We start from the raw sequence: 22,025 nt of genomic DNA on the forward strand, positions 1-22,025 counted from the left end.
GCAAGACACGTTGCTCCAGCGCTTCTCCGACAATGTGGCCTGGGCTGAGGCGCCGAGTCTGAGCCCATGTGAGGAAGGTCAGGAGGTTCGCTCAGACATCTGGTTTGTAGCACCCTCCGTGCAGACCGACCTTAACCACGACGTGTATCAGACTTGTGAGACCTTGCTGGCGCTGACACCGGCAGCAGATATTGTGTCCAGCGACGCGCTCGGAGCTGACGGGGTCATCGTCCCGTCCACAGCCGAAGACTACCCGCTTGCTCGCAAACGCATGCCCAGGGCGAACGTTCCCGCGCCCGAGCAAGTCGCCCGTAATCGTGCGTGGCTGGCCATACTCAACGCTTACTTGGCTACTGAGAGTTACACCGCCTATCTAGCGCAATGCTTGGATCTGCTCAATCTGCTCGTCCCTAACCTCAGAGCGCTTCTTGACGGGCAGTTCAGAGGGAAGACCGATGCCACGGCGCTCAACGCCTTGGGGCGCGTATACGACGCAGCTATCAGCTTGGTGGCGCCACAGGAGGAGCCGCTAGCTGCTGGAGTCCAGAGGTTGTCGAGGCTGCCATCGATCCTGTCCAGTTGCTCCACGGATCTCGTCCGGAGGTTTCTTGCGCTACCGCAGGGTGCTCCGGCCTATATGGGCTGGCTTGCCGACATACAAAAGAGCATCGCGTCTGCGGCGTCCGAGGAGTCATGGGATGTGTTGTCAATCGAGGCTCCGAAGGAGTTGGGTGAGCTACGGCGCCTTGTGGAAATGTTGCAGACGATGGCTGGTGAGTCTGGGAAAAGAGGGCGGCAGCCGTTCCTCACGCACCGTTGTCGGACGGCACCAAAGGGGAGTGCGCTTGGTAAGGCGGCACTCGCGGCGCGCCAATATCGCGAAGCCGAGTTCAACAACTTGGAAGGTAGGCTAAGGAGCGAGTTGACCGCAATTAGCCCAGGCATCGGCGTTCATCTGCTGGCTGAGGCCACCATTCCCGAGGTGTGGCCGCCTGCGGATGTGCTGGTCACCTTGCCTGTGAACTCTGATGGAACAGGCGTGGACTTGGCGAATGGCTGGCCAGCCTGGCGTGCTCTCATTGAAGGCGGGCGTAAGATTTGCGTCCTGCCCGTCATGAACAGCCTCGGATTGACGAGCCTCGCGACATCTGGCTTCGACAGGCTGTTTCCGGTTCTACCAAATGAACTGGCGCAACCCTGGTGCGCCGCCGCAGGACTGAAGGCAGCTCCGATGGATTCGCTAAACGCATTCACTCGTCTCACCAACCCGTTGGCAGAGCTCCAGGGCATTGATGCGTACTGGAGCAGTAAGGGAACCAGGACGCCCGAGGAGGAACGCATCTATCGGGAGGTCTCCGAGACTCTCGACGAAGCGAGAGAGGCTTGGAGCAACTTGGCGCTCACGGATGACATCAAGGGGGCTGGCCTGCAGCTCGTGGATGCCGCTCTTCAAGGAGACTTCCCGATTGCGAATGCCGCTGCAAGGCTGCTGCACGGCGAGCGGACCCAGACTATCGAAGTCATCGAGTCATTCGTCCTAGGGCTTACCTTGTTCGAATGTCAGTGCACAGGTGAGCGCAGTGCACAAACTTGGCAATGGCAACCATGATCTACACCAACATGCTCAACATGGGCCGTGGCGCGGCGGAGCCCTTTGGGTTCCTGCCCAGGACTGATCTGCTGCAAAGCGGCCATTGTTGAACTTCCGCCTTACCGCCTAAAGCTTTCGTCAGAAAGACTGCACATGAAGGACTGCTCCTGGCCGAAAGCCGCTGGTCGTCGACAGGAGCAATCGGCCAAAAAGAGACGTTCATTTCCGTCGAGATGCCCCCCTAGCCGAAGCGATCAGTCGTTTGATCGATTTGAACTGCCATCCAACAGCACCTTAAGGAACTAGCTTTGATGATCAAAGGCCAGCCATACATGCCAAAAATCGGTACGTGTCTGATTGAATGCGAAGCTTGCTAGCCGGTTGAACCTCCCATGTCAGGGTCATCACTTCGTTAGCCCTTCCAGACCATCCGCAAGGAATAGCAATGTAATTCGCATCAAACAATTTCTGAGGTCGCAACTGCCCCGTGCTGAATGCCGACTCTTCAGCGCTAATTCCAGCTTTTTCCCAGCGTGCTTTTGCGAATTTATCCGATAGCCTCTTGCGAGTACCTACGAGGACGAAGACTGCCGCCGCTTCAGGATGAGCGTCCTTATAAGCGCATAACTTTCTCAAATCATGCTCGACTGCTACCTCAGTCAACTGGTCTTCAGCAAGCAAGGTCTTCAACTCAAAATATCCCCAAGGAGAACCGCCAATTCGATCAATGATCACATCGGGAATGCAGACGCCAAGTTTTGGATGCTCAAGAGCCTTCTTGTTATTCCTTATCAAGTCAGGGGAGGGTATGTGAGGTGTGAGCAGTTTGACGATCAATTGCTGTACTGACGCTTCTGCCTGATGCGCGTCCTTCGAACCACCTACAAGGCCGTTTTCAGATATTACCTGGTGCGGGAGTTGGGTGTGCAAGATGTTGATCAGCCGCGGCCCATGATGGATGAGGCGCCTACGATTCATATTTTAGAAGCTGCGTATCAACTTCGAGGAGTGCTACGTCCACGCCACATTCTCCTGCAGCCGTTTCCTTGGATACATAGTTCCAGACAGGATGCAGACCACTGTCGAACGCCACCAATGCAAACGAGCCAGCGGGATGCAGTCCGGCGCCAGGTGGGTAGTGCTCAATCCACACCGTACGCCGCACGACCTGGCTAACGACGTCTTCGTTATCAGCTCGAAATCGCCACCAACGCCTAGGAGCAACAAGGTGATCCAATCCCACATCTTCTTGCAATCGCTCGATAGCCGCCACAAGGATTTGCTCCACGGCGTTGGTCACTGACGTACCGTAATATTCGAGGAGCTGACTGCATAGGACAACCAACCCGCTTGGTCGTACCCAGACCCGTAGGAAGCACGTACCCTCTGAACCAAACCCGGGAAACCTGAAGCGTGGGTACTCTTTGTAGACCGGTTCAGTCTGATTCTTCTTCATGTAGCCTGATTCCATATCCGTCTCGTGCGTGCTGCGCACTATTGGCTAGTCGTCATGTTTCGCATATAGCATCACTTTACCGAACTCGAGCGCAAGAACCCAAAAGCAGACGATGCGAAAGGCTGTATGTGGATGCTACTTCCAACCCATTGCAGCAGGTGGGGCCTGGCGGAAATCGGCCAGAAGTGGACGGTCTCTAAAACTAAGAACGGTTCAAACTGGAATAGGTGGGCAGCCTCACTGAATAGACATGTACCCATCCTATAAATTGTCTAGCTCAGGCTCGTCTGGTAGTGCCCGAGCCCTCTTCATCGATGACGAAGGTCAGGTTGATCCGGTGAATGCGGTCAAAGCGTCGGATGTACTTTGGCAAGCTTCGCAACGTACCAGGTAGGCAAAGGATGGCGATGCAGCCTAGCTGAGATCGCGATCAGCACTTCCCAGGAGGTGTTGTGCCAAGCGAAATCCTCTGGGGAGGCGGCCTGGCTCGGCACCTTCACAGAGGCTTCAACCTCATCATCTGGCGTCGGCCGAAAGCCAGTCAGAGCACGTGATATGCCAATGGCATTCACATAGGCATCGGAACCCGTCAGCATCTGCAGTGCCTTTTTGGGGAACCACCTTTCCTTGGTTACCCCTTCAAGATTTGGAACAATCTCCGCAGTCAATTGATCAAGGGCCTCCTGGTCGCCCAGCAGAGCAGCCATGGTTCCCAGGAGCGGCACCAAAGTCGTGGTTTTGAAGAATCGACCTCTTTGGGTTTCTTTCCCGGAGAACAGGGCCATGGCATCTTCAAAATCATCGGTATCCACCGGCATGATCCTGTTCCGATGCAGAGCAGCATCAAAGCGATCAATGCACTCACGCACCATGAGTTGGGTGCTGGCTGTATCACCCACGGCCATGATCGCGGTCATGGCTATCGAAAGGTCAATGGCTTGTCCGTCATAGACGGGTAGCAAGCATCCGTTGTGCGCGTTGATGAAGGACACCAGGCAGCCGTGCATGGCTCGGAGAGTTGCGGTATCGACCTTCAGGGACTGAAGCAACAGTAGTGTGGTGCCCAACCGGCCAAGCTCATCGCAAATCAAGTCGATGTAGAGCACCTGATCGGGGCGATAGCGGAGCATACGTCTGCGGTTCAGGAGCGACGGCATCACGCGCTCGTAGTACCGTAACAAGGCGTTCGCATGGAGCCGAGCAAGCGTTTCGAAACGATTGAGGAACTGAATATCGGTCTGCAGGCCAAGCGTTATCGATTCGCTCCAGAGGCGTAGCAAAAGGTACTCACCTGCGAGCACGCCTGGTTTCTGATTACCCTCACTTTCTCCCCAGACGAGAAGCACAGCCCACCCCATGCCCGCCGCCGCTGCTCGCTTGTGGAAGCGATTCGCACGCGTATTTTCTGATACGTCCTTGTCATCCCCAAGTGCGGCCATACAATCATCAACAAACCGAACGAACCTGGAGAATGAAGCCTGCGTATCCTCAAGCCCGGCCAAGGCAGCCCTCAGGTCGGATTTGCCTTTCCCGAGCAGCAAGGCATCGTCAAAGAGGTACTCCTCGATGTAGGGACTCAGCTGATCCATGCCCCAGAAATCCAGCGAGCATAAAGGAGAGAATTCGACCACTTCCTTCGAGATTGCCGAGTAATCTGACTGTGCGTCTTGCTTGAGGATGCCATTTGAAATCAGGACGATTCGCTTTTTTAGGCCCCGCAGAGGCTCTGGCAGCCGATTCCGGACGTACTCGGTGTACGCTTGGCGGATGGAGGGCGAAATCGCCTGCTGAGTGCCATAGAAGTCGTTCCGGTTCACATTGCCAAATTTGATGATGAACAGGAAAACTTCCGTTTGCCCCTGAGCATCCTCCTTGGTGGACATAACGTCGACACCACCCTGATTCACGCCAATTTGGGCACGACTGTACACCGAATGCCCCATCGCTTGGAGAAGCTCTGGAAGGAGTGCATCCAGCTCATCGCGCTCGCGAAGCCCCGAAAGGTAGTGTGAGAGAACCAGTTGGATGCTCATTGATCAGCGTCCTTCCATAGGCTCATGATCTTCTGGTCATATAGCAACGGGTCGGCAATCCAGGTCTGAGGCAATTCGATACTCATTTCCTGCGTGAACATGGGGATCATCGCCTCGACGGTCTCATGATCGTTCTGATATTCCACTGATACTTGGTTGGAGTATTTGAAATGCTGCGCGGTCATGAACATTTCGAACAGGGATTCGCCGTGAGCCTTGTCCGCCACCGCCCGATTCTCGTTCCGGCGAAGGTAGCTGAAGCTCCGCCGCATTTCCGATGACATCTGTAGCTCAGTGAGGTGGGGCAGGGCATCCAAGGCGCTGCTTTCGGCGGAGAGCCTTTCGTCCAGATGCTTGGCGGGAGTTGACTGAGCAAGCGGTGAGGGATCTGCTTCAAGGAGACGTTTGCAGGTGGCTGGGTACTCTGTCGCCAAAAAATCGATGACCACACAGGTCGTTGCAGAAATCAGAGGGCTTGGGGGTAGGTCTTCATTCAAGCTCAACACCCAGCCAAGTGATACTGGTACCGAAACGTTCAGGGCACACAATCTGCGGGCCACAGCGCTGGTGGATGCCTCTGTGGCTCCGGACAGCGCGAACCTCACCAACTTGGGATGTTGGAGGTACTGGACGCTGACCTCGTGCGCCAACGCTTTGCTCAGCCTGTGGTGGCCTTTGTCACCGATCCATTCGCAAGCAGCCAGGACAAACAAGTCTGTAGACGCAACCCGATGGAGGCAGTTCTTTGCTTCATCTACCAGGCTATTGGCCTCAACTCCGGAGGTTTCCGCCTCGCGCCAGAGGGCATAGAACTCGCCCAGCAAGGCCTCACCATCTTGCTCAAGGTTGGCTCTGTAAAGGTGTAGGTAAAAATCGTTGAACCGGATCATGTCCATGTGAATTGGCTCCGAGGGCGTCGGTAGGTACGCATTAGGATGATACTACGCCGCCCCTTGGCTGCCCCAACGCTTATTCGCCAGTAAAGCATTGATCGGTAGAGAATCGTGGAGCAACCAATTACTACAATTGGCTCTTTGAATCGCTGCAGATTTCTTAAATAGTGAATGTCCGCTTTTCGCCGATAGGTGCCCTTGGTCAAATGTCTTTACGGTCTGTGCAATCAATTGACTTACGCACAAGAAAAAACCACCTGTCCTAGAACAGGTGGCTCCTGGTACCAACGGAAAAGGCGGTCTCGTTAACGAATAAATGCGACCGCGGCGAAGAGAATCGCCATCGCGACGAAGAGCATCACGCCGATATTCATAACGAGGCTCACCTCAAACCGGGATAGCTCTGCCCGAAATTGTGCTATGTCGGGATCGGATTTGCCTGCAGAAGATAAATGCACATCAGAGTCCATGGCTTGGATAACTGCTTCGATTTGTTGCTCAGGCACGTTGATAGCCTTCAGGGCTTTATACATTGCCAGTCGATTTTTCATTAAGGCCTCCAAAAACAAAGAAAGGCCTGCCCCAGGACGGGGGAGGCCCGTCGTGGGTGGGATGTGGATAGCTGCTTCCATCGACACTCAAGTCGACTGTCCGCGCTGCCGAAGCGATGCGGTCATTGGGAGGATCCTGCGGAAAACCGCAGCGCCGTCTTGATCCTAACGGCTTGTATGCACCCGTGAAAGTGCTCCCACGGACATTCTCTGTCAATTCACAAACCGGCTACCGAGTGTTCCCTAATGTTGGGTAATAGCACCGGACATTTCTGGATTTACAGGTGTTGATACGCGTCCCTAGACAGGGCACGCCTGCCACCCTTTGCCTTTCATCACCTGTGCGGCCAAGTCTCCAGCGCCTCTAGGACCGGCCAGGATTTCTCGCATCTTGGCAATGTGTGGCCGGCCAATTTCGTGCCATGCCGAGCGCGCTGGTGGCTTCTTGCGCACTTCCGTGCAAACGCGGGGTGCGGGCTGGATTGCAGCTGGCTTGCCAGTTGGATGCTGTTTCTTGCGGCCGGCCCACAAGCGAAACTCGCCGGCCGACACACGTTTCACCAAGGCGAAGAAATAGGCGACGACATTACGTACCGTGCCGCTTTGACTGCGTGCCTGTAGTTCGTCCAGCACGTCCTGGCGATGGTGTGACGGCAACCGTTTCAAAGCCATCAGCGCGTCTCTTTGCTGATCTGCTTTGGCGTTGGCCAGGCATGGCGGCAATGTCAGAGGTGCTGTTGGTGAATCGCTTTCCTCACGCGTATGCGCGCGGTACGTACGTTCTTTTTTGTATAAATACGGCTTATACGTATGGTCTTGCTCTTGAGGTATCTGGCGGGTCTCTTTGGTCTGCTGTGTAACGGTCGATCTATTTGCGGAAGTACCAGGTATGGATGTTCGATTGACCCTGGGGCGCTTTCGCGATGGCGCGGAGGGCGGTGGGTCATCGTCTTTGTTATGTTGATCCCGGATGGCAATGGGGAGACGTTCAGGCGGCTCCTCAGAGGTCGCCAGAATGTGCTCGGCAAGATGCTTGATCTGTTTGTTCTCATGGCCGATGCAGGCAGCCATAAGCTCCGCCAGGCTCTCATCGAGAGCAACAGCTTCATGGAAGCTTAGAGCGCGCTCATTGACCCGATACAACATGCTTTGAACATTGCCCGTTAGGAGATCGCAGTGCTGCCTCACAAAGCTGATCCATCCTGTAAGCCGGAGCACGGCTAAGGCGCGCCACGCCGTTGCAGCGCCAGCTCGTTGCCCACACGGAGTACACGTGAGGTAACGGCGCAGTTGCCCCATGTTCACTAGCGGACTGAGGCCATCAGCGGTGCGAAGCATGTGCAGGACCTGCCAGCCATTGCGCTCCAACGGGGTAAGACGCCGATCGAGCATGAGCGCCGTCAAGGTAGCGCTCAGAGCATCTTGGTCTTGTGAGTTCTGATGAGTGCGTAGGTCTGCCATGAGATGACTCCGAGGTATGGGCCAAGACGGCCCGTTCCTCTGCATCTCATCGCGGATCAACCTGCGTGTAAGCCGACAATGCGATTTGCATCACCACCGTATTTGCCTGGAGGCTGGTACTTCGATTGTAAAAAAGCTGTTCCGTGCCAACCGATGGCGGTCCTTCATCACCGTATGGCAACTACTTTCCGATCACTGATTTCGATGGTTGCTGATATCGAGAGATTGCCGGTAGCTGCTCCCTGGATGTGTTCACTCCACCACTGCATCATCGGCCGTCTGCGTTCAATGTAGTCCGCTCGGTTATAGGCGCTACGCACCTCGTCCTTATCGACGTGGGCAAGCGCAACTTCGATCAGCTCGGGATCCCAACCTTTTTCATTGAGGATGGTGCTCGCCATCGAGCGCATTCCATGGCTGACCAGGCGCCCTTCGAAGCCCATCCGTTTCAACGCCATGTTCGCGGTCTGGCTGTTGCAATGGGTACGAGGATTGCGGTCGGAGGGAAACACGTACTCCCTGTGTCCGCTGTAGGGCTTGATGGTCTCCAGGAGCGCTAAAGCGTGCTCCGTGAGCGGGATGATGTGTGTGCGACGTTTCTTCATTCGCTCCGCTGGAATCGTCCAGATCTTCTTCTCGAAGTTGATGTCAGCCCACCGAGTGGTCGCAGCTTCTGCTGGTCGAGTCATCGTGTGGAGCTGCCACTCGATGAGGCAGCGGGTGGTTCTTTTGATGCTGGCGTTGGCAATCGCCACCATGAGTTCGTTGAGCTCATCGGGGGGCAATGCCGCCATGTTTTTCTTCTTTGGTTTTTTGAAGACCGAACGAATGCCGCTCAGGGGATTGGCAGGGATGAGTCCGTAATTCACGCCGTAGGTCATGATTTCGTTGAGGCGTTGGGTCAGGCGCTTGACCGTTTCCAAGCTGCCTTTGGTTTCAAGTGGCCTGAGCAGCTTGATGACGTGAGGCGCACTGATTTCTGAAATGGGAGTCGCGCTTAAGTCTGGGAAGACGTGAAGCGTGAGTGAGCGCCAGATATCTTCGGCGTAGGCAGTAGTTACTGAGTCTTTCTTCAGCTCAAACCACGCCGTCGCCACGTTTTGAAACGTGTGCTCTGTCGCGGCTTTTTTCGCTTGGCGATCCGCATCGCGCTGTTCTTTAGGGTCCAGTCCTTGGGCAACCAGTTCCCTAGCCTCGACAGTGCGTTTTCGCGCATGGGCCAGGCTGAGCTCAGGGAATGTACCCAGTCCCATGTTGATTCGTTTTTTCGTCACGGGATGGACGTAGTTGAAATTCCATAGCCTTGAACCATTGGTACGGACTCGCAGCTGGAGGCCGTTGCCGTCGGTCAGTATGTAGTCCTTGGCTTGGGGTTTGGCGGCTCTGATTTTTACGTCTGAAAGGCGTGTGGCTTGGGCTCCCATGGGTACTCCAACGCTGTTTGTGTATTCCAAAATTTACCAGCCGAAGGCTTGGAATACGTCTTGGAATACATTTCAAAATGGATCTGCGTGAAGTGCTATGGAGCCCAATGGCGCTGAAACCCCCGTATTTACTGGGTTTCAGGCACAAAAAAAGACGTCCGTGGACGTCTTTAGATGATGAAATGGTGGAGCCGGGGGGATTTGAACCCCCGTCCGCCAGTACTCCGCTGTCGGTACTACATGCGTAGCCATGTCTATTAAGTTAACCCTCAGCGACCCGACGGGCAGGGTGCTTTGGGCGAGTTGTGTAAGTTTTAGCCGCTTCGTCCACAACGTACTGCACGGCGATTCTGTTCTATATGACAATCACTTTGGGTTTACAGACATCCCCTGATGATTGCTGGACCCGAAGGTACCAGAAGGGAAGGGCTAAGGCTGCTTACGCAGCGAGAGCGTATTCCCCGTAGGTTTCGTCATTGGCAACTATAGGAAGTTGCAACAGTGGATTTACGAGTTCTGTTACCAACTCGGCATGCACCTAAAGTTTCGCAACCGGCGTCGAATCCTGAACGGCCCCGAACCTGTCACTCGGTGGAGCTGTTGAGTGACAGGCATGCTCAGTGTACGCCAATACTTGGCTGAGGCCAACCCGGGGGCGATGTTACTGAGGATCGCCTTTGGCGTTGTTCTGCAGCTTCTGCAAGGCCTGGGTGGTGATTGTAATGCAATCCTTGGTGCCTTCCTCGGTACCTTTTTGGTGAGCCTGCTCGGCTTTGGCAACTTCTTTGTTCAGGTCAGTTTTCAAGCCTTCGCTCAGCTGCTTCGTGCTGACCATGTCATTTCGGATTTTGGTCAGATTGGTCTCGCAGAGGTCGGCTGCAAACACCGGAGAGGCCAACAGTGCAGCGGAAATGAACAAGCCAGCAAATGCGGTGTGCTTCATGTGTATCTCCTTGAACGTGTGGTCTCGGTGCTGCCGGTCACGGTCAGGCCGAGTCGTTGTCGTAGGGCCCGACAGAGCCGGACCTATTCAAGTGACTACAGCGAAGCGCAGGAATTCGATTTTTCGTCGAGCCCTGTAGATGAACCTTCACCGCCGGCGGGTTTGGCCCGGGTGACGCGGTCTACCAGATACACCAGGCCGTGGTAATCGATTTCACCGTGTTGCGTCAGACCAATCTCACAGGTGCGGCTGGTGGAGATGCCCTCGGCGCAGTATTGAACCGCGTCCTTGAGGGTACGCAACGAGTGGGCGTTGAGTTCAGGCGTGGTAAAGCCCTTGTCGCCGGCGAAACCGCAGCAGTGGATGCCTTCCGGGATGACGACGTGCTTGCTGCATTTGCGTGCCAGATCGATCAGCGCCTGGCTCTCGCCAAGGTGCTGGGTGCTGCACGTGACATGCACGGCAATCGGTTCCTCCTGGGGGCTGAATTCCAGGCGCTCCATCAGGTGCGTGCGAATGAAGCGCACGGGGTCGTACAGGTCGAGGCGCACTTCGCCGAGGTCCTGCACCAGCCGCAATGTGCAGGGGCTGGTGTCGCAGTAGATGGGATCGAGGCCGCCGCGGCTGGCGTGCAGCAGTGCGCCGATCAGTTCCTGGCGTTTGTGCTCGGCTTGTTCGGCATAACCTTTTGAGGCGAACGGCTGGCCGCAGCAAAGGCTGTCGACGTTGTCGGGAAAGACCACCTGATAACCGGCTTTTTCCAGCAGGTGTCGGGTTTTTTCGTACAGCGAAACCTGCTCTTTATCTCCCGCCGCAGGGCCCATGGCTCGCGACACACAGGCCGCCAGGTACACCACTCTCGGACGTTGGTCCGACACGGCCGGGCTGAAGCGGATGGGGCTTTCCGGTTGTGGCATGGCGGGGGTCCATTGCGGCATCTGGCCTTTCGACAGTCGATTCAACCCGGTTGACCAGCGCGCCAGCCGGGGTGCCCCCAGCAGCATGCGCGCGCCGTTGGCCACGTGCAGGGTAAAGCGCGCTCCTTGCAGGGCCAGGGCGAAGTTGCCCGCAAGCCAGTCGGCGGTTTTCGTACGTGTTGCGGTACGGCCGCGGAGCTTTTTCACCAGGTCGCCGGTATTGATGCCTACCGGGCAGCGTTGGGCGCACAATCCGGTGGCGGCGCAGGTGTCGATGCCTTGATATTGATAGGCCGTTTCCAGTTCGTAAGTGTCGATGCCCGCGCGCTTTTTCGCCTGGATGTCCCGCCAGATCACGATGCGCTGGCGTGGGCTCAGGGTCAGGTCCTTGGATGGGCACACCGGTTCGCAGAAGCCGCATTCGATGCACTTGTCGACGATCTCGTCGGCGGCCGGCAGCGGCTTGAGGTGTTTGAGGTGGATCTGCGGGTCTTCGCTGAGCACCACATCCGGGTTGAGGATGCCGTTGGGATCGAGCAGGCGCTTGAGTTGCCACATCAACTGGTAGGCATCGCTGCCCCATTCCAGTTCGACGAAGGGCGCCATGTTGCGTCCGGTGCCGTGCTCGGCCTTCAGCGAACCGCCGAACTCCACCGCGACCAACTGTGCCACGTCATCCATGAACGCCTGGTAGCGTGCGACTTCTTCAGGGTTGTTGAAGCCTTGGGTGAAGACAAAGTGCAGATTGCCTTCCAGTGCGTGTCCGAAAAGGATCGCTTCGTCGTAGTGATGTTTGTCGAACAGCTCGATCAGGCGGTTCACGCCCGTCGCCAGCTGTTCCACTGGAAAGGTCACGTCTTCGATGATCACCGTGGTCCCGGTTTTGCGCACCGCGCCCACCGCCGGAAAGGTGTCCTTGCGGATGGCCCAGAGGCGGGCGTTTTCCTTCGGGTCTTCGGTAAAGTCGACCTGTTTTTCCACCGGGAAGCTGGCCAGCGAGGTCATGATCCGCGCCAGTTGTTCTTGCAGCAAAGACGAGGATGCGGCGCGGGATTCGATCAGCAGGGCGCAGGCATTCAGTGACAGATGCTGGACGAAATCCGGCATGCCTGGCTTGTCCTGGACGGAGCGCAGGCTGCGACGGTCCAGCAACTCTACGGCCGATACCGGCTGGCTTTTCAGCACGGTGACGGCGTTGCAGCAGGTTTCCACGTCCGGGAACACGATCAGCGCCGAAGCCTTGTTCGGATGGTCGATCACCGTGTTGTAGGTCACTGCGCTGATGAAACCGAGGGTGCCTTCGGACCCCACCAGCAAGTGGCTCAAGATATCCACAGGCTCGTCGAAATCCACCAGGGCGTTGAGTGACAAGCCGGTGGTATTTTTCAGACGGTATTTGTGGCGAATTCGGGCGGCCAATTCGGTGTTGTCGCGGGTCTCGCGTCCGAGAGTCGCCAGGCGCTCCAGCAGCTCGCCGTGACTGGCTCGGAACGCGGCCACGCTGGCATCGTCTTCGGTGTCGAGGTGGGTGCCGTCGGCCAGTACCAGGCGGATGCCGGCCAGGGTGTGATAGGTATTCTGCGCCGTGCCGCAGCACATGCCGCTGGCGTTGTTGGCGACGATGCCGCCGATCTTGCAGGCGTTGATCGACGCGGGATCCGGGCCGATTTTGCGTCCGAACGGTGCCAGCCAGGCATTGGCCTGGGCACCGATCACGCCCGGTTGCAGACGGATTTGCGTACCCTGTTGGCGAATCTCGCGGCCGTTCCAGTTGTCCCCCAGCACAATCAGCACCGAGTCGCTGATGGCCTGCCCCGACAGGCTGGTGCCGGCCGCGCGGAAGGTCACGGGAACGTGGTCGCGCTGGGCCAGTTGCAGCAGGGCGACCACTTCGTCTTCGCTTTCGACCCGTACCACCAGTTTCGGAATCAGCCGGTAGAAACTGGCGTCGGTGCCGAAGGCCAAAGTCGACAGGGGATCGTCGAAACGGCGCTTTTGTGGGATCAGTTGCTGTACGTCATGTAGGAAGGGGGCGGGAAGGCTCATTGGTCCTCCAGAATCAGTACCACCAGGTCCTTGGGACCGTGGGCGCCATAGGCCAGGACTTGTTCAATGTCGGCGGTTTTCGAGGGGCCGGACACCAAGAGGGCGTTGGTGGGCATGCCCTGGGCCCATTCGAATTCCTGCTGCACTTCATAGAAGTTATCGCGGATCTCGCTGGCCTTGAGCAGGGCGAAATGCACCGGCGGTACGAGGCTCATCAGCCGCGGTTCTTCCCGCGTTGGCCACAGGATCAGGCTGCCGGTCGCAGCGATAGCGCCCAGGGTTCCGGTCAGGCTGGCGGGGGTGTCGTTGAACAGCTCGGCTTTCCATTCCTCGACCGGCCTGTTGTAGGCCTTGAGGGCCGGCAGGTCAGGATTATTCGCCCAGAACTGTGTGATTTTTTGCCCATGCGCCGTGGTTGGCGCAATCAGCAGGCTCGGCAACTGCCGGTCGCGCAGCAACTGCGCCAGCAGCGCCGTCCAGCCTTCGCCCGACGTCAGGTGGATTTCGGTGTGCACCGCTTCCATCAGTTTGCGCAACTGCGGGATGCGCTCTTCGGGCGCGTAGCGATAGGTTTGCGTGACCAGATCGACGTCGAAATGGTCGGCAACCGGCGTGGTGCCGGTCAGGCTTTTACGCAGTTTGGCGAGGATATTGTCCCTGGCGCTCATCGGTGGTCTCCCTGGGCTTTCAGGTGTTCGCGGGCCAGGTCGTGCAGCGAGCGGGCGGCGGGTTTGGGGGCGCTGTGGTTCTGGGTCCAGGGGCCGACGTTACTGGGCGTCAGGGCGCGCAGGCGCGTGGCCAGAAAGGCGAACAGCCGATACAGCCGTGGCGAGCTGTTGAGTTGGGCCCAGGCGTTCCAGATGAAACGTTCCTTGGGCGAATATTTGCTGCCCTGGCCGCGCATCACTTGATTCGGGCTGTCCGGCGCCTTGACGTTTTCCTCCCGCAGGCGCCGCAGCAGGGCGGGGATCGGGATCTTCACCGGGCACACTTCACCGCAGGCGCCACACAGTGAAGACGCGCTCGGGTGGTCCGGCACTTTGGCGAGGCCGACCATGTGCGGCGTGATGATTTTTCCGATAGGCCCCGGGTACACCTCGCCGTAGGCATGGCCGCCGATTCGGGTGTAGACCGGGCAATGATTCATGCAGGCGCCGCAGCGGATGCAGTTCAGGGTCTGGCGCAATTCGCTGTCGGCAAACGCCTGGCTGCGACCGTTGTCCAGCAGCACCAGGTGCACTTCCTGGGGGCCGTCCAGTTCGTCGGCCTTGCGCGGGCCGGAGATCATGTTGACGTAGGTGGTGATCGGCTGGCCGAGGGCCGAGCGGGTCAGCAATGAGAGCAGCGGCACCACGTCGCGCAGGTTCTCCACCACTTTTTCGATGCCGGTCACGGCGATGTGCACCGGTGGTACGGTGGTGGACATCCGCCCGTTGCCTTCGTTTTCCACCAGCAGCAGGGTGCCGGTTTCGGCGACGGCGAAATTGACGCCCGACACGCCGATGTCGGCCTCGAAGAATTTCTGCCGCAAGACCTTGCGACCGATCTGAATGAGTTGGTCGACGTCCTTGGTGTACTCCACGCCGAGTTTGTCGTGGAACAAGGACGCGACCTGACCGGCATTCTTGTGGATCGCCGGCATAATGATGTGTGAAGGCTTCTCGTGGTCGAGCTGGACGATGTATTCCCCCATGTCGGATTCGAGACATTCAATGTCCCGAGCCTCGAGGAAATGGTTCATCTCCATCTCTTCGCTGACCATCGATTTGCCCTTGATCACTTGCCGCGCCTCGTGAGCGCGGATGATCGAGAGGACGATGCCGTTGGCTTCGTCCACCGTCTCCGCCCAGTGCACAGTCACACCGTTGCGGGTCAGGTTGCTTTCAAGCCGCTCGAGCAGGTCGGGCAGCTTCGATAACGCACGGGCGCGGACGGCATTGCCGAGCACTCGCAGGTGTTCTCTTTCGTGGGCATCGCTGAAGGACGTTGCCCGCTTGGTCATCAGTGAATCCATCGCAGTGCGAAAGTTGTTTCGCAATTGCGTGTCGCCCAGGGCCTTGTGGGCGCGGGCACGAAAATCTTCCTGCAGTTCAACGGTCGGGATCAGCGTCGGCGTGCTCATGCCACACCTCCGGTACGCTGCCAGAGGAAGCTCGCCAAGTGCTGGCCGCGCAAGGCCTCCTGCTGCTTTTCCAGTGCGCCGTTGATGTTCATCAAGCAACCGCAATCGGCACTGACGACCTTGTGCGCGCCGGACTCCTTCAACGCCCGGGTCTTATCGGCCACCATCGCGCCGGAAATATCCGGCATGCGAACGCTAAATGTCCCACCAAAGCCGCAGCACTCGCTTTCGTGACTGTGTTCGACCCGCTCCACATTGCGTAGCTGCGCCAACAGCGCGCGGCCGTGCAGGTGGGTATTCATTTCACGCCGTGCCGAGCAAGACGTGTGCAACGCAATCTTCACCGGTGCGCCGCTGTCCTGGAGCTGCACCTTGCAGACGAACAACAGGAATTCGGCCAGCTCAAAGGTCCGGGCAGCCAGGGCCTGGATCTGCTTGAGCGTCTCGGGCTCATCCTTGAACAGGTCGGCGTAATGCTCGCGCATCATGCCGGCGCAGGACCCCGAAGGCACCACCACCGGATAATCTTCGGCGAACAACGCCAGTTGTGCCCGCGCCACCGTCCGGGCCTGCTCGGTATAGCCCGAGGTGTACGCCGGTTGCCCGCAACAGGTTTGTCCTTGCGGATACTCCACCCGGATCCCTTCGCGCTGCAAAAGATGGATCGCGTCCATCCCGGCTTCGGGGTAGAACAGGTCCACCACGCAAGTGCCGAACAGGTAGACCTGTTGCGGTTTCTCGCTGGGGTACTGCCGAGGCTCGGGCAATGGCGGGGCGACACGGGTCGCGTTCGGCACGGCGTTGTAAAAAAGCTCGCTCATCAGGCGTGTCTCCGGGTGGTCCCGGTTATCCGTCCGCTGAGGCTGCTGAATATAGCGATCAAATCTTTCAGCAACCTTGCAGACCCGGTTGTCGATAGCGGACGCCGGAAGGGGTTCCGGCGTCGGTTTTTTCCAGGCAGCTTGTAGGACTCAGTGCACCAGCATGCCGGTGAACCAGTAGGCCTGGGCCAACGTGATCAAGCCGACGATCGTTGCAAAGAATAGGCTGTGTTTCAGGGTAAAACGGAACAGGTCCGACTCTTTGCCCACCAGCCCGGTGGCTGCGCAGGCCACGGCGATGGATTGCGGCGAAATCATCTTGCCGGTCACACCGCCGCTGGTATTGGCTGCCACGAGCAGGGTGTCGTTGACGCCGATCTGGTGTGCGGTGGTGGCTTGCAGCGAGCTGAACAGTGCGTTGGACGAAGTATCGGAGCCGGTCAGGAACACCCCCAGCCAACCCAGGAAGGGCGAGAAGAACGGAAACGCCGCGCCCGTGCCGGCCAGCACCAGGGCCATGGTCGACGACATGCCCGAGTAGTTGGTGACGAAGGCGAAGGCCAGCACCATGCCAATCGACAGGATCGGCCAGCGCAGTTCAAAAAAGGTCTCTTTGAAAGTGGTAAGACCAGTCTTGGGGCTGATCTTCAGCACCAGCATCGAGATCAGCGCGGAGAAGAAAATCGCCGTGCCGGTGGCCGAAATCGGATCAAGCTTGAACACGGCCGGAATGGCGGTGGGGTTGACCACGATGGGGGCGACCTTGATCACCATCTGGTCCAGGTGCGGGATGGCGAAGTTGAACACCCAGGCGTACATCGAGCCGCCGGCGGCGAACATCGCCTTGAACGGTTTCAAGGTCCAGATCGTGACCAGTACGGTAAGGATCAGGAACGGCGACCAGGCCTTGATGATTTCCCCCAGGCTGTAGGGCGAAGCCACAGTGCTGCGTGGTTGGCCGAAACCGCCGACACTGGCAGTTACCGTTGCGCCAGCTGTGGCGCCGGCAATCTGAGCACCTGCGCTGCGTTTGGGTTGCCAGACTTTCAGGAACAATGTCAGCGAGATCAAGCTGGCCAGGGCCGAGGTGATGTCCGGTAGCTCTGGACCGATGAAGTTGGAGGTGAAGTACTGGGTGATGGCAAAACTCAGGCCTGCCACCAGCGCCGCCGGCCAGGTTTCGCGCACGCCGCGCAGGCCATCCATCATGAATACCAGCCAGAACGGTACGAACAGCGACAGCAGGGGCAGTTGGCGTCCGGTCATGGCGCCAATTTTGACGGCGTCGATCCCGGTCACCTGGCCGGCCACGATAATCGGAATGCCCAGGGCGCCGAACGCCACGGGCGCGGTGTTGGCGATCAGGCACAGGCCGGCGGCATACAGCGGGTTGAAGCCCAGGCCCACGAGCAGCGCGGCAGTAATCGCCACGGGTGCACCGAAGCCGGCGGCACCTTCCAGAAAGGCGCCGAAGCAGAAACCAATCAACAATACCTGCAGGCGCTGGTCATCGGTAATCGACAGCACCGAGCTGCGAATGACCTCGAACTGGCCGCTCTTGACCGTCAGTTTGTAGAGGAAAACGGCGGCGACGATGATCCAGGCGATGGGCCACAGGCCATAGGCAAAACCGTAGCCGGCAGCGGCGAAGGCCATGTCGGCAGGCATGTTGAACGCAAAGATTGCCACGGCAATCGCCAGGGCCAGGGTGATGCTTCCCGCCACATGCCCCTTGAGGCGAAACACCGCCAGGGCCAGGAAGAAAAATACGATGGGAATGACGGCCGCGAGTGCGGACAAGCCGAGACTGCCGAGCGGGCTGTAAAGCTGTTGCCAGGTTTGCATGGTGGGTGAGCCCCTAATTGTTGTTGGTCAGGCACTGGTCAGCGGTTTTGGTTAATTGGTAAGACCAATTTACAAGCGCTGTCGGCTAGGGTAAAAGCCTTGGCTATCGTGTGTCAATTTGCCGCCCTGAAACTTTCGTCGAATAAGCGGTGCAGATCGCATCTGATCTGTTTGCCTGAATGGCTTCTGGTAGGTGTGGGCAGGGCTCGGATGGGCCAGAATAGAGAGCCCGGCGAGCTGCCGGGATCGTGGAGAGTCGAGTTATGGGGTTTGATCAGATTCGTCAGCGCCGTTTGTCTGACGATATTGTCGAGCGGCTTGAAGGAATGATCCTTGAGGGCACGCTGAAGTCTGGTGAGCGGCTGCCGGCCGAGCGGACCCTGGCCGAACAGTTCGGCGTCTCACGTCCTTCATTGCGCGAGGCGATCCAGAAACTGACGGCCAAAGGCTTGCTGGTCAGCCGGCAGGGCGGTGGCAACTACGTGGTGGAATCGTTGGGCTCGACGTTCAGCGATCCGCTGCTGCAGTTATTGGAAAGCAATCCCGAAGCGCAGCGTGACTTGTTGGAGTTTCGTCATACGCTGGAAGCGTCCTGTGCCTATTACGCGGCGTTGCGGGCCACGGAGGTGGATCGCGAGCGGCTCACGGCGGCGTTCGATGAATTGCAGGATTGTTATGCGCGCCACGATGAAGTGAGTCGGGCGGAAGAAGGCGCGGCGGATGCCAAGTTCCATCTGGCGATTGCCGAGGCCAGTCATAACGCGGTCCTGCTGCATACCATCCGTGGGCTGTTCGACCTGCTCAAGCGCAATGTGGTGACCAACATCGGCGGCATGTACAAGCAGCGCAGCGAAACCCGCGACATGCTGATCAGCCAGCATCGGGAGTTGTACCAGGCGATCATGGACGGTCACGCCGAGCAGGCGCGGGAAGTGTCCAGCCGACATATTCTGTATGTGCAGGAAGTGTTGGAGGAGGTGCGCCAGGAAGTCCAGCGAGTAGCGCGGGCAGAGCGGCGCAAGGGAATATAGATTCGATCCTGTGGGAGCGAGCCTGCTCGCGATGGCGCACTGTCAGTCGATATGGATGTTGACTCTGGGTGGCGATAGCGCTCGTCCGAGCGAGGCACATTGGGTTCCAGGTGGGCTTAATCTTCCTTGCCCTTGTTGCGCACCGCACGTTGCAGTTCGCGACCGGCATCGCGCTCACGCTCGGTATCGCGCTTGTCGTATTCCTTCTTGCCCTTGCCCAGCGCAATTTCGCACTTGATCAGGTGCTTGCTCCAGTACAGCGAGGTGCAGACGCAGGCGTAGCCCTTCTGCTGTACGGAAGCGAAGAGTTTTTCCAGCTCACGCTTGTTGAGCAGCAGCTTGCGCGAGCGCACCGGGTCGGCAATCACGTGGGTGCTGGCGGTGGTCAAGGGCGTGATATGGCTGCCCAGCAGCCAGGCTTCGCCATCCTTGAGCAGCACGTAGCTGTCGACCAGTTGCGCCTTGCCTGCGCGCAGGCTCTTTACTTCCCAGCCGGCCAGGACCATGCCAGCCTCGAAACGCTGTTCGATGAAGTAGTCGTGTCGCGCCTTTTTATTTTGCGCGATGGTCCCTGTGGGGTGTTTCTTCTGTTTAGCCATAGGGGCGGCATTATAGGCAGTTGCGTGCGTGTCGGCTACGGTGAAGCAGCATGCTTGAGCACGTTGAGTGAATCCCGGACAATGCGGCCTCTTTTTTGAACGCTTGGGCGTGATCACGATGTCGACAGACAAGGTTTCTGTCCACGGCAGTTGGGCTAGCCGCTGGGTCTTCATACTCGCGGCGACCGGCTCGGCCGTGGGACTGGGTAGTATATGGAAATTCCCCTACATGGTCGGCGTCTACGGTGGCGGTGCCTTCGTATTGATGTTCCTGGCGTGTATCGCCCTCATCGGCGCGCCGGTGATGCTGGCCGAGACCCTGATCGGTCGCCGCGCCCGACAGAGCCCGGCCAATGCCTTGAAGGTGCTTGCCGTGGAGGCGGGGCACTCGCCCAAATGGTCGTGGGGCGCCTTCGCCGGGATGATCACGGCGCTGTTGATCCTGTCGTTCTACAGCGTGGTCGGTGGTTGGTCGCTGGATTACATCATCGACATGGGGCGCGGCGACTTCCAAGGCGTGGCACCCGATCAGGTGGGCGCCTACTTCGGCGGTGTCATCTCGGACCCCTGGAGATTGACGCTCTGGCACACGGTCTTCATGTTGCTTTCCGCCGTGGTGATCGCCAAGGGTGTGGTCGCAGGGCTTGAGCGCAGCCTGCGGGTCATGATGCCGCTGCTGTTCGTGATGATCCTGGTGCTGCTGGGCTACAGCATGACCACCGGGCATTTCATGGAAGGCCTGCACTTCATGTTCGACTTCAAGCCGGAGAAAGTCCTGGACGGCCTGCTGCCGGCCATGGGGCATGCGTTCTTCTCCCTGAGCGTCGGGGTTGGCTCGATCATGATCTATGGCGCCTACATGCCCAAGAACGCCTCCCTCACCAGGACGGTGGTCGGTGTCGCGCTGCTGGACACCTTCGTGTCGCTGATGGCGGGCGTGGCATTGTTTCCGATTGTGTTCGCAGCCGGTCTGAACCCCAGCGAGGGGCCGGGCCTGATGTTTGTCAGTCTGCCTTTTGCCTTCGGTAGCATGGCATTCGGCCAAGTGATGGGCGTGATATTTTTCGTCCTGGTCGCCATCGCGGCCTGGAGCTCGGCGATTTCCCTGCTGGAGCCCATGGTGGCCTACCTGGTCGAGCGGACCCGGATTAGTCGTGCCTGGGTGACGTTCTGGCTGGCCTTCACCTGCTGGTTTGTGGGGCTGGGGACGGTGTTTTCCTTCAATATATGGAAGCAGGCGAAGTTTTTCGTGAACGAAGACGGCCTGTTCCGCCTCTACCAATGGGGGGCAGCCGGAGGACTGGACTTCTTCGGCGTGATTGATTTCTTTACCTCACGGATCATGCTGCCGTTGGGTGGTTTGTGTTTCGTGGTATTTGCAGGGTGGATCATGGGCCGGGAAGCCGTACGCGATGAATTGTCGCTGCGCAGCCCTGTATTATTCGCCTTGAGCCTGTTCCTGATGCGCTACGTGGCCCCGATCGGCATCCTCGTGGTGTTCGCCGCCCAGCTGTGGAAGTGACGCTTACATGACGACACATATTCAACGCTCGGCCTTGCTGCCTTATCCGGCGCAGGCGCTGTATGACCTGGTCAACGATGTGGCGAGTTATCCGCAGTTCCTGCCCTGGTGCTCGTCTGCCGAGGTGCTCGAGAGCTCCGAGACCCATATGCGTGCCAGCCTCAACGTCGCCAAGGGTGGGCTGAGCCAGCATTTCGTGACGCGCAATACCCTGGTGCCGGGTCAGTCCATCGAAATGAATCTGGAAGAAGGGCCTTTCAACCAGCTTCACGGTATCTGGGTGTTCAAGCCGTTGGGGGAGAAGGCCTGCAAGATCAGCCTGGATCTGTCGTTCGACTACGCAGGGCCACTGGTGCGTGCCACGCTGGGGCCGTTGTTCAATCAGGCGGCCAATACCCTGGTCGACGCGTTCTGCCAGCGCGCCAAGCAAAATGCAGAGCTCAAGCGTTGATCGAGATAGAAGTGGTGTATGCCACTGTCCAGCGTCAGGTCTTGCGGACATTTGCAGTGCCGCAAGGCACGACGGTTCGCGCTGCACTGGCTGCATCGGGCATTGCCGATGAATTCCCCGAGCTCGACCTGGCCACGTGCCCGGTGGGGATTTTCAGCAAGGTAATTGCCGATCCAGAGCGCCAGGCGGTCCAGGCGGGTGATCGACTTGAGATCTACCGGCCGTTGCTGGCGGATCCGAAGGAAATCCGTCGCCTGCGTGCGGCCAAGGCTGCCGAGGCCCGTAAGCAGAATCAATAACCGGACCTGGATTGAAGGCA

19 protein-coding genes and 1 other RNA gene are annotated in these 22,025 nt (G+C 58.3%); 5 read left to right on the plus strand and 15 right to left on the minus strand.

Annotation, left to right across the window (positions count from 1 at the left end; all coding sequences use genetic code 11):
• The first annotated feature begins 118 nt into the window (after nt 1-118).
• Nucleotides 119-1,609, plus strand: coding sequence for a hypothetical protein (locus tag N005_RS03195; RefSeq protein ID WP_047699362.1), 1,491 nt, complete (start codon nt 119-121; stop codon nt 1,607-1,609).
• Nucleotides 1,610-1,906: 297 nt separating this feature from the next.
• Here N005_RS03195 and N005_RS27970 read toward each other — a convergent pair whose 3' ends face one another.
• The 14 genes from N005_RS27970 to N005_RS03260 form a co-directional block, all read right to left on the minus strand.
• Nucleotides 1,907-2,521 (minus strand): hypothetical protein, encoded by a 615-nt coding sequence (locus N005_RS27970; protein ID WP_197678631.1) that lies wholly within the window; start codon nt 2,519-2,521, stop codon nt 1,907-1,909.
• Nucleotides 2,522-2,558: 37 nt separating this feature from the next.
• A complete protein-coding gene (locus N005_RS03205) occupies nt 2,559-3,047 on the minus strand; it encodes a hypothetical protein (protein ID WP_052126351.1) in 489 nt (162 codons plus the stop codon).
• Nucleotides 3,048-3,394: 347 nt separating this feature from the next.
• Nucleotides 3,395-5,080, minus strand: coding sequence for a hypothetical protein (locus N005_RS03210; RefSeq protein WP_047699368.1), 1,686 nt, complete (start codon nt 5,078-5,080; stop codon nt 3,395-3,397).
• Nucleotides 5,077-5,976, minus strand: a complete 900-nt coding sequence (locus N005_RS03215) for a hypothetical protein (RefSeq protein WP_047699370.1) — start codon at nt 5,974-5,976, stop codon at nt 5,077-5,079. Before N005_RS03215 ends, N005_RS03210 begins: the two co-directional genes overlap by 4 nt.
• A gap of 302 nt (nt 5,977-6,278) precedes the next feature.
• On the minus strand, nt 6,279-6,524 hold the full coding sequence (locus N005_RS03220; RefSeq protein WP_047699691.1) for a hypothetical protein: 246 nt from the start codon (nt 6,522-6,524) through the stop codon (nt 6,279-6,281).
• Between the two features lie 300 nt (nt 6,525-6,824).
• A complete protein-coding gene (locus N005_RS03225; protein ID WP_144402625.1) occupies nt 6,825-8,030 on the minus strand; it encodes an STY4528 family pathogenicity island replication protein in 1,206 nt (401 codons plus the stop codon).
• 122 nt (nt 8,031-8,152) lie between these two features.
• Entirely contained in the window at nt 8,153-9,409 is a 1,257-nt protein-coding gene (locus N005_RS03230) for an integrase domain-containing protein (protein ID WP_047699373.1), read from the minus strand.
• A 183-nt stretch (nt 9,410-9,592) separates the two neighbouring features.
• Nucleotides 9,593-9,986: a transfer-messenger RNA gene (ssrA, locus tag N005_RS27975) on the minus strand.
• Between the two features lie 84 nt (nt 9,987-10,070).
• The gene (locus N005_RS03235; protein ID WP_047699376.1) at nt 10,071-10,352 is read right to left on the minus strand and encodes a hypothetical protein; all 282 of its coding nucleotides are present in this window, start codon (nt 10,350-10,352) and stop codon (nt 10,071-10,073) included.
• Nucleotides 10,353-10,447: 95 nt separating this feature from the next.
• Nucleotides 10,448-13,315 carry an FAD-binding and (Fe-S)-binding domain-containing protein gene (locus N005_RS03240; protein WP_047699378.1) on the minus strand — a complete coding sequence of 956 codons (2,868 nt, stop codon included), beginning with the start codon at nt 13,313-13,315 and terminating at the stop codon, nt 10,448-10,450.
• Nucleotides 13,312-13,983 (minus strand): LutC/YkgG family protein, encoded by a 672-nt coding sequence (locus tag N005_RS03245; protein ID WP_047699380.1) that lies wholly within the window; start codon nt 13,981-13,983, stop codon nt 13,312-13,314. Before N005_RS03245 ends, N005_RS03240 begins: the two co-directional genes overlap by 4 nt.
• Nucleotides 13,980-15,437, minus strand: a complete 1,458-nt coding sequence (locus tag N005_RS03250; RefSeq protein WP_047699381.1) for a LutB/LldF family L-lactate oxidation iron-sulfur protein — start codon at nt 15,435-15,437, stop codon at nt 13,980-13,982. The genes N005_RS03245 and N005_RS03250 overlap by 4 nt, the downstream gene beginning before the upstream one ends.
• A complete protein-coding gene (locus N005_RS03255; RefSeq protein WP_047699382.1) occupies nt 15,434-16,258 on the minus strand; it encodes a (Fe-S)-binding protein in 825 nt (274 codons plus the stop codon). The genes N005_RS03250 and N005_RS03255 overlap by 4 nt, the downstream gene beginning before the upstream one ends.
• 150 nt (nt 16,259-16,408) lie before the next feature.
• Nucleotides 16,409-18,103, minus strand: coding sequence for a lactate permease LctP family transporter (locus N005_RS03260; RefSeq protein WP_047699383.1), 1,695 nt, complete (start codon nt 18,101-18,103; stop codon nt 16,409-16,411).
• Nucleotides 18,104-18,366: 263 nt separating this feature from the next.
• Between N005_RS03260 and N005_RS03265 the strand changes: the two genes are divergently transcribed.
• Nucleotides 18,367-19,134: an FCD domain-containing protein gene (locus tag N005_RS03265; RefSeq protein ID WP_047699384.1), complete on the plus strand. Its 768-nt coding sequence runs from the start codon at nt 18,367-18,369 to the stop codon at nt 19,132-19,134.
• A gap of 116 nt (nt 19,135-19,250) precedes the next feature.
• Here N005_RS03265 and smpB read toward each other — a convergent pair whose 3' ends face one another.
• The gene (gene smpB / locus N005_RS03270) at nt 19,251-19,733 is read right to left on the minus strand and encodes an SsrA-binding protein SmpB (RefSeq protein ID WP_030139770.1); all 483 of its coding nucleotides are present in this window, start codon (nt 19,731-19,733) and stop codon (nt 19,251-19,253) included.
• 118 nt (nt 19,734-19,851) lie between these two features.
• On the opposite strand from smpB, the gene N005_RS03275 reads away from it, so the two are divergent.
• The 3 genes from N005_RS03275 to N005_RS03285 are packed head-to-tail and all read left to right on the plus strand — an operon-like array spanning nt 19,852 to nt 22,005.
• Complete coding sequence (locus N005_RS03275) at nt 19,852-21,255, plus strand: sodium-dependent transporter (protein ID WP_047699693.1); 1,404 nt, start codon at nt 19,852-19,854, stop codon at nt 21,253-21,255.
• Between the two features lie 7 nt (nt 21,256-21,262).
• Nucleotides 21,263-21,706, plus strand: coding sequence for a type II toxin-antitoxin system RatA family toxin (locus tag N005_RS03280; protein ID WP_041025009.1), 444 nt, complete (start codon nt 21,263-21,265; stop codon nt 21,704-21,706).
• Nucleotides 21,703-22,005, plus strand: a complete 303-nt coding sequence (locus N005_RS03285; protein ID WP_047699385.1) for an RnfH family protein — start codon at nt 21,703-21,705, stop codon at nt 22,003-22,005. Before N005_RS03280 ends, N005_RS03285 begins: the two co-directional genes overlap by 4 nt.
• Nucleotides 22,006-22,025: the final 20 nt, after the last annotated feature.

The organism is Pseudomonas mediterranea CFBP 5447 (assembly GCF_000774145.1).
GTDB lineage: Bacteria > Pseudomonadota > Gammaproteobacteria > Pseudomonadales > Pseudomonadaceae > Aquipseudomonas > Aquipseudomonas mediterranea.

What these genes read in the sequence shown, in the direction of transcription:
- N005_RS03245 (WP_047699380.1), bottom strand. Translation starts at nt 13,983, where the DNA reads ATGAGCGCCAGGGACAATATCCTCGCCAAACTGCGTAAAAGCCTGACC.
- N005_RS03220 (WP_047699691.1), bottom strand. Translation starts at nt 6,524, where the DNA reads ATGAAAAATCGACTGGCAATGTATAAAGCCCTGAAGGCTATCAACGTG.
- N005_RS03255 (WP_047699382.1), bottom strand. Translation starts at nt 16,258, where the DNA reads ATGAGCGAGCTTTTTTACAACGCCGTGCCGAACGCGACCCGTGTCGCC.
- N005_RS03210 (WP_047699368.1), bottom strand. Translation starts at nt 5,080, where the DNA reads ATGAGCATCCAACTGGTTCTCTCACACTACCTTTCGGGGCTTCGCGAG.
- N005_RS03265 (WP_047699384.1), top strand. Translation starts at nt 18,367, where the DNA reads ATGGGGTTTGATCAGATTCGTCAGCGCCGTTTGTCTGACGATATTGTC.
- N005_RS03235 (WP_047699376.1), bottom strand. Translation starts at nt 10,352, where the DNA reads ATGAAGCACACCGCATTTGCTGGCTTGTTCATTTCCGCTGCACTGTTG.
- N005_RS03240 (WP_047699378.1), bottom strand. Translation starts at nt 13,315, where the DNA reads ATGAGCCTTCCCGCCCCCTTCCTACATGACGTACAGCAACTGATCCCA.
- N005_RS03230 (WP_047699373.1), bottom strand. Translation starts at nt 9,409, where the DNA reads ATGGGAGCCCAAGCCACACGCCTTTCAGACGTAAAAATCAGAGCCGCC.
- N005_RS03205 (WP_052126351.1), bottom strand. Translation starts at nt 3,047, where the DNA reads ATGAAGAAGAATCAGACTGAACCGGTCTACAAAGAGTACCCACGCTTC.
- N005_RS03280 (WP_041025009.1), top strand. Translation starts at nt 21,263, where the DNA reads ATGACGACACATATTCAACGCTCGGCCTTGCTGCCTTATCCGGCGCAG.
- N005_RS03275 (WP_047699693.1), top strand. Translation starts at nt 19,852, where the DNA reads ATGTCGACAGACAAGGTTTCTGTCCACGGCAGTTGGGCTAGCCGCTGG.
- N005_RS03225 (WP_144402625.1), bottom strand. Translation starts at nt 8,030, where the DNA reads ATGCAGAGGAACGGGCCGTCTTGGCCCATACCTCGGAGTCATCTCATG.
- smpB (WP_030139770.1), bottom strand. Translation starts at nt 19,733, where the DNA reads ATGGCTAAACAGAAGAAACACCCCACAGGGACCATCGCGCAAAATAAA.
- N005_RS03260 (WP_047699383.1), bottom strand. Translation starts at nt 18,103, where the DNA reads ATGCAAACCTGGCAACAGCTTTACAGCCCGCTCGGCAGTCTCGGCTTG.
- N005_RS03215 (WP_047699370.1), bottom strand. Translation starts at nt 5,976, where the DNA reads ATGGACATGATCCGGTTCAACGATTTTTACCTACACCTTTACAGAGCC.
- N005_RS03250 (WP_047699381.1), bottom strand. Translation starts at nt 15,437, where the DNA reads ATGAGCACGCCGACGCTGATCCCGACCGTTGAACTGCAGGAAGATTTT.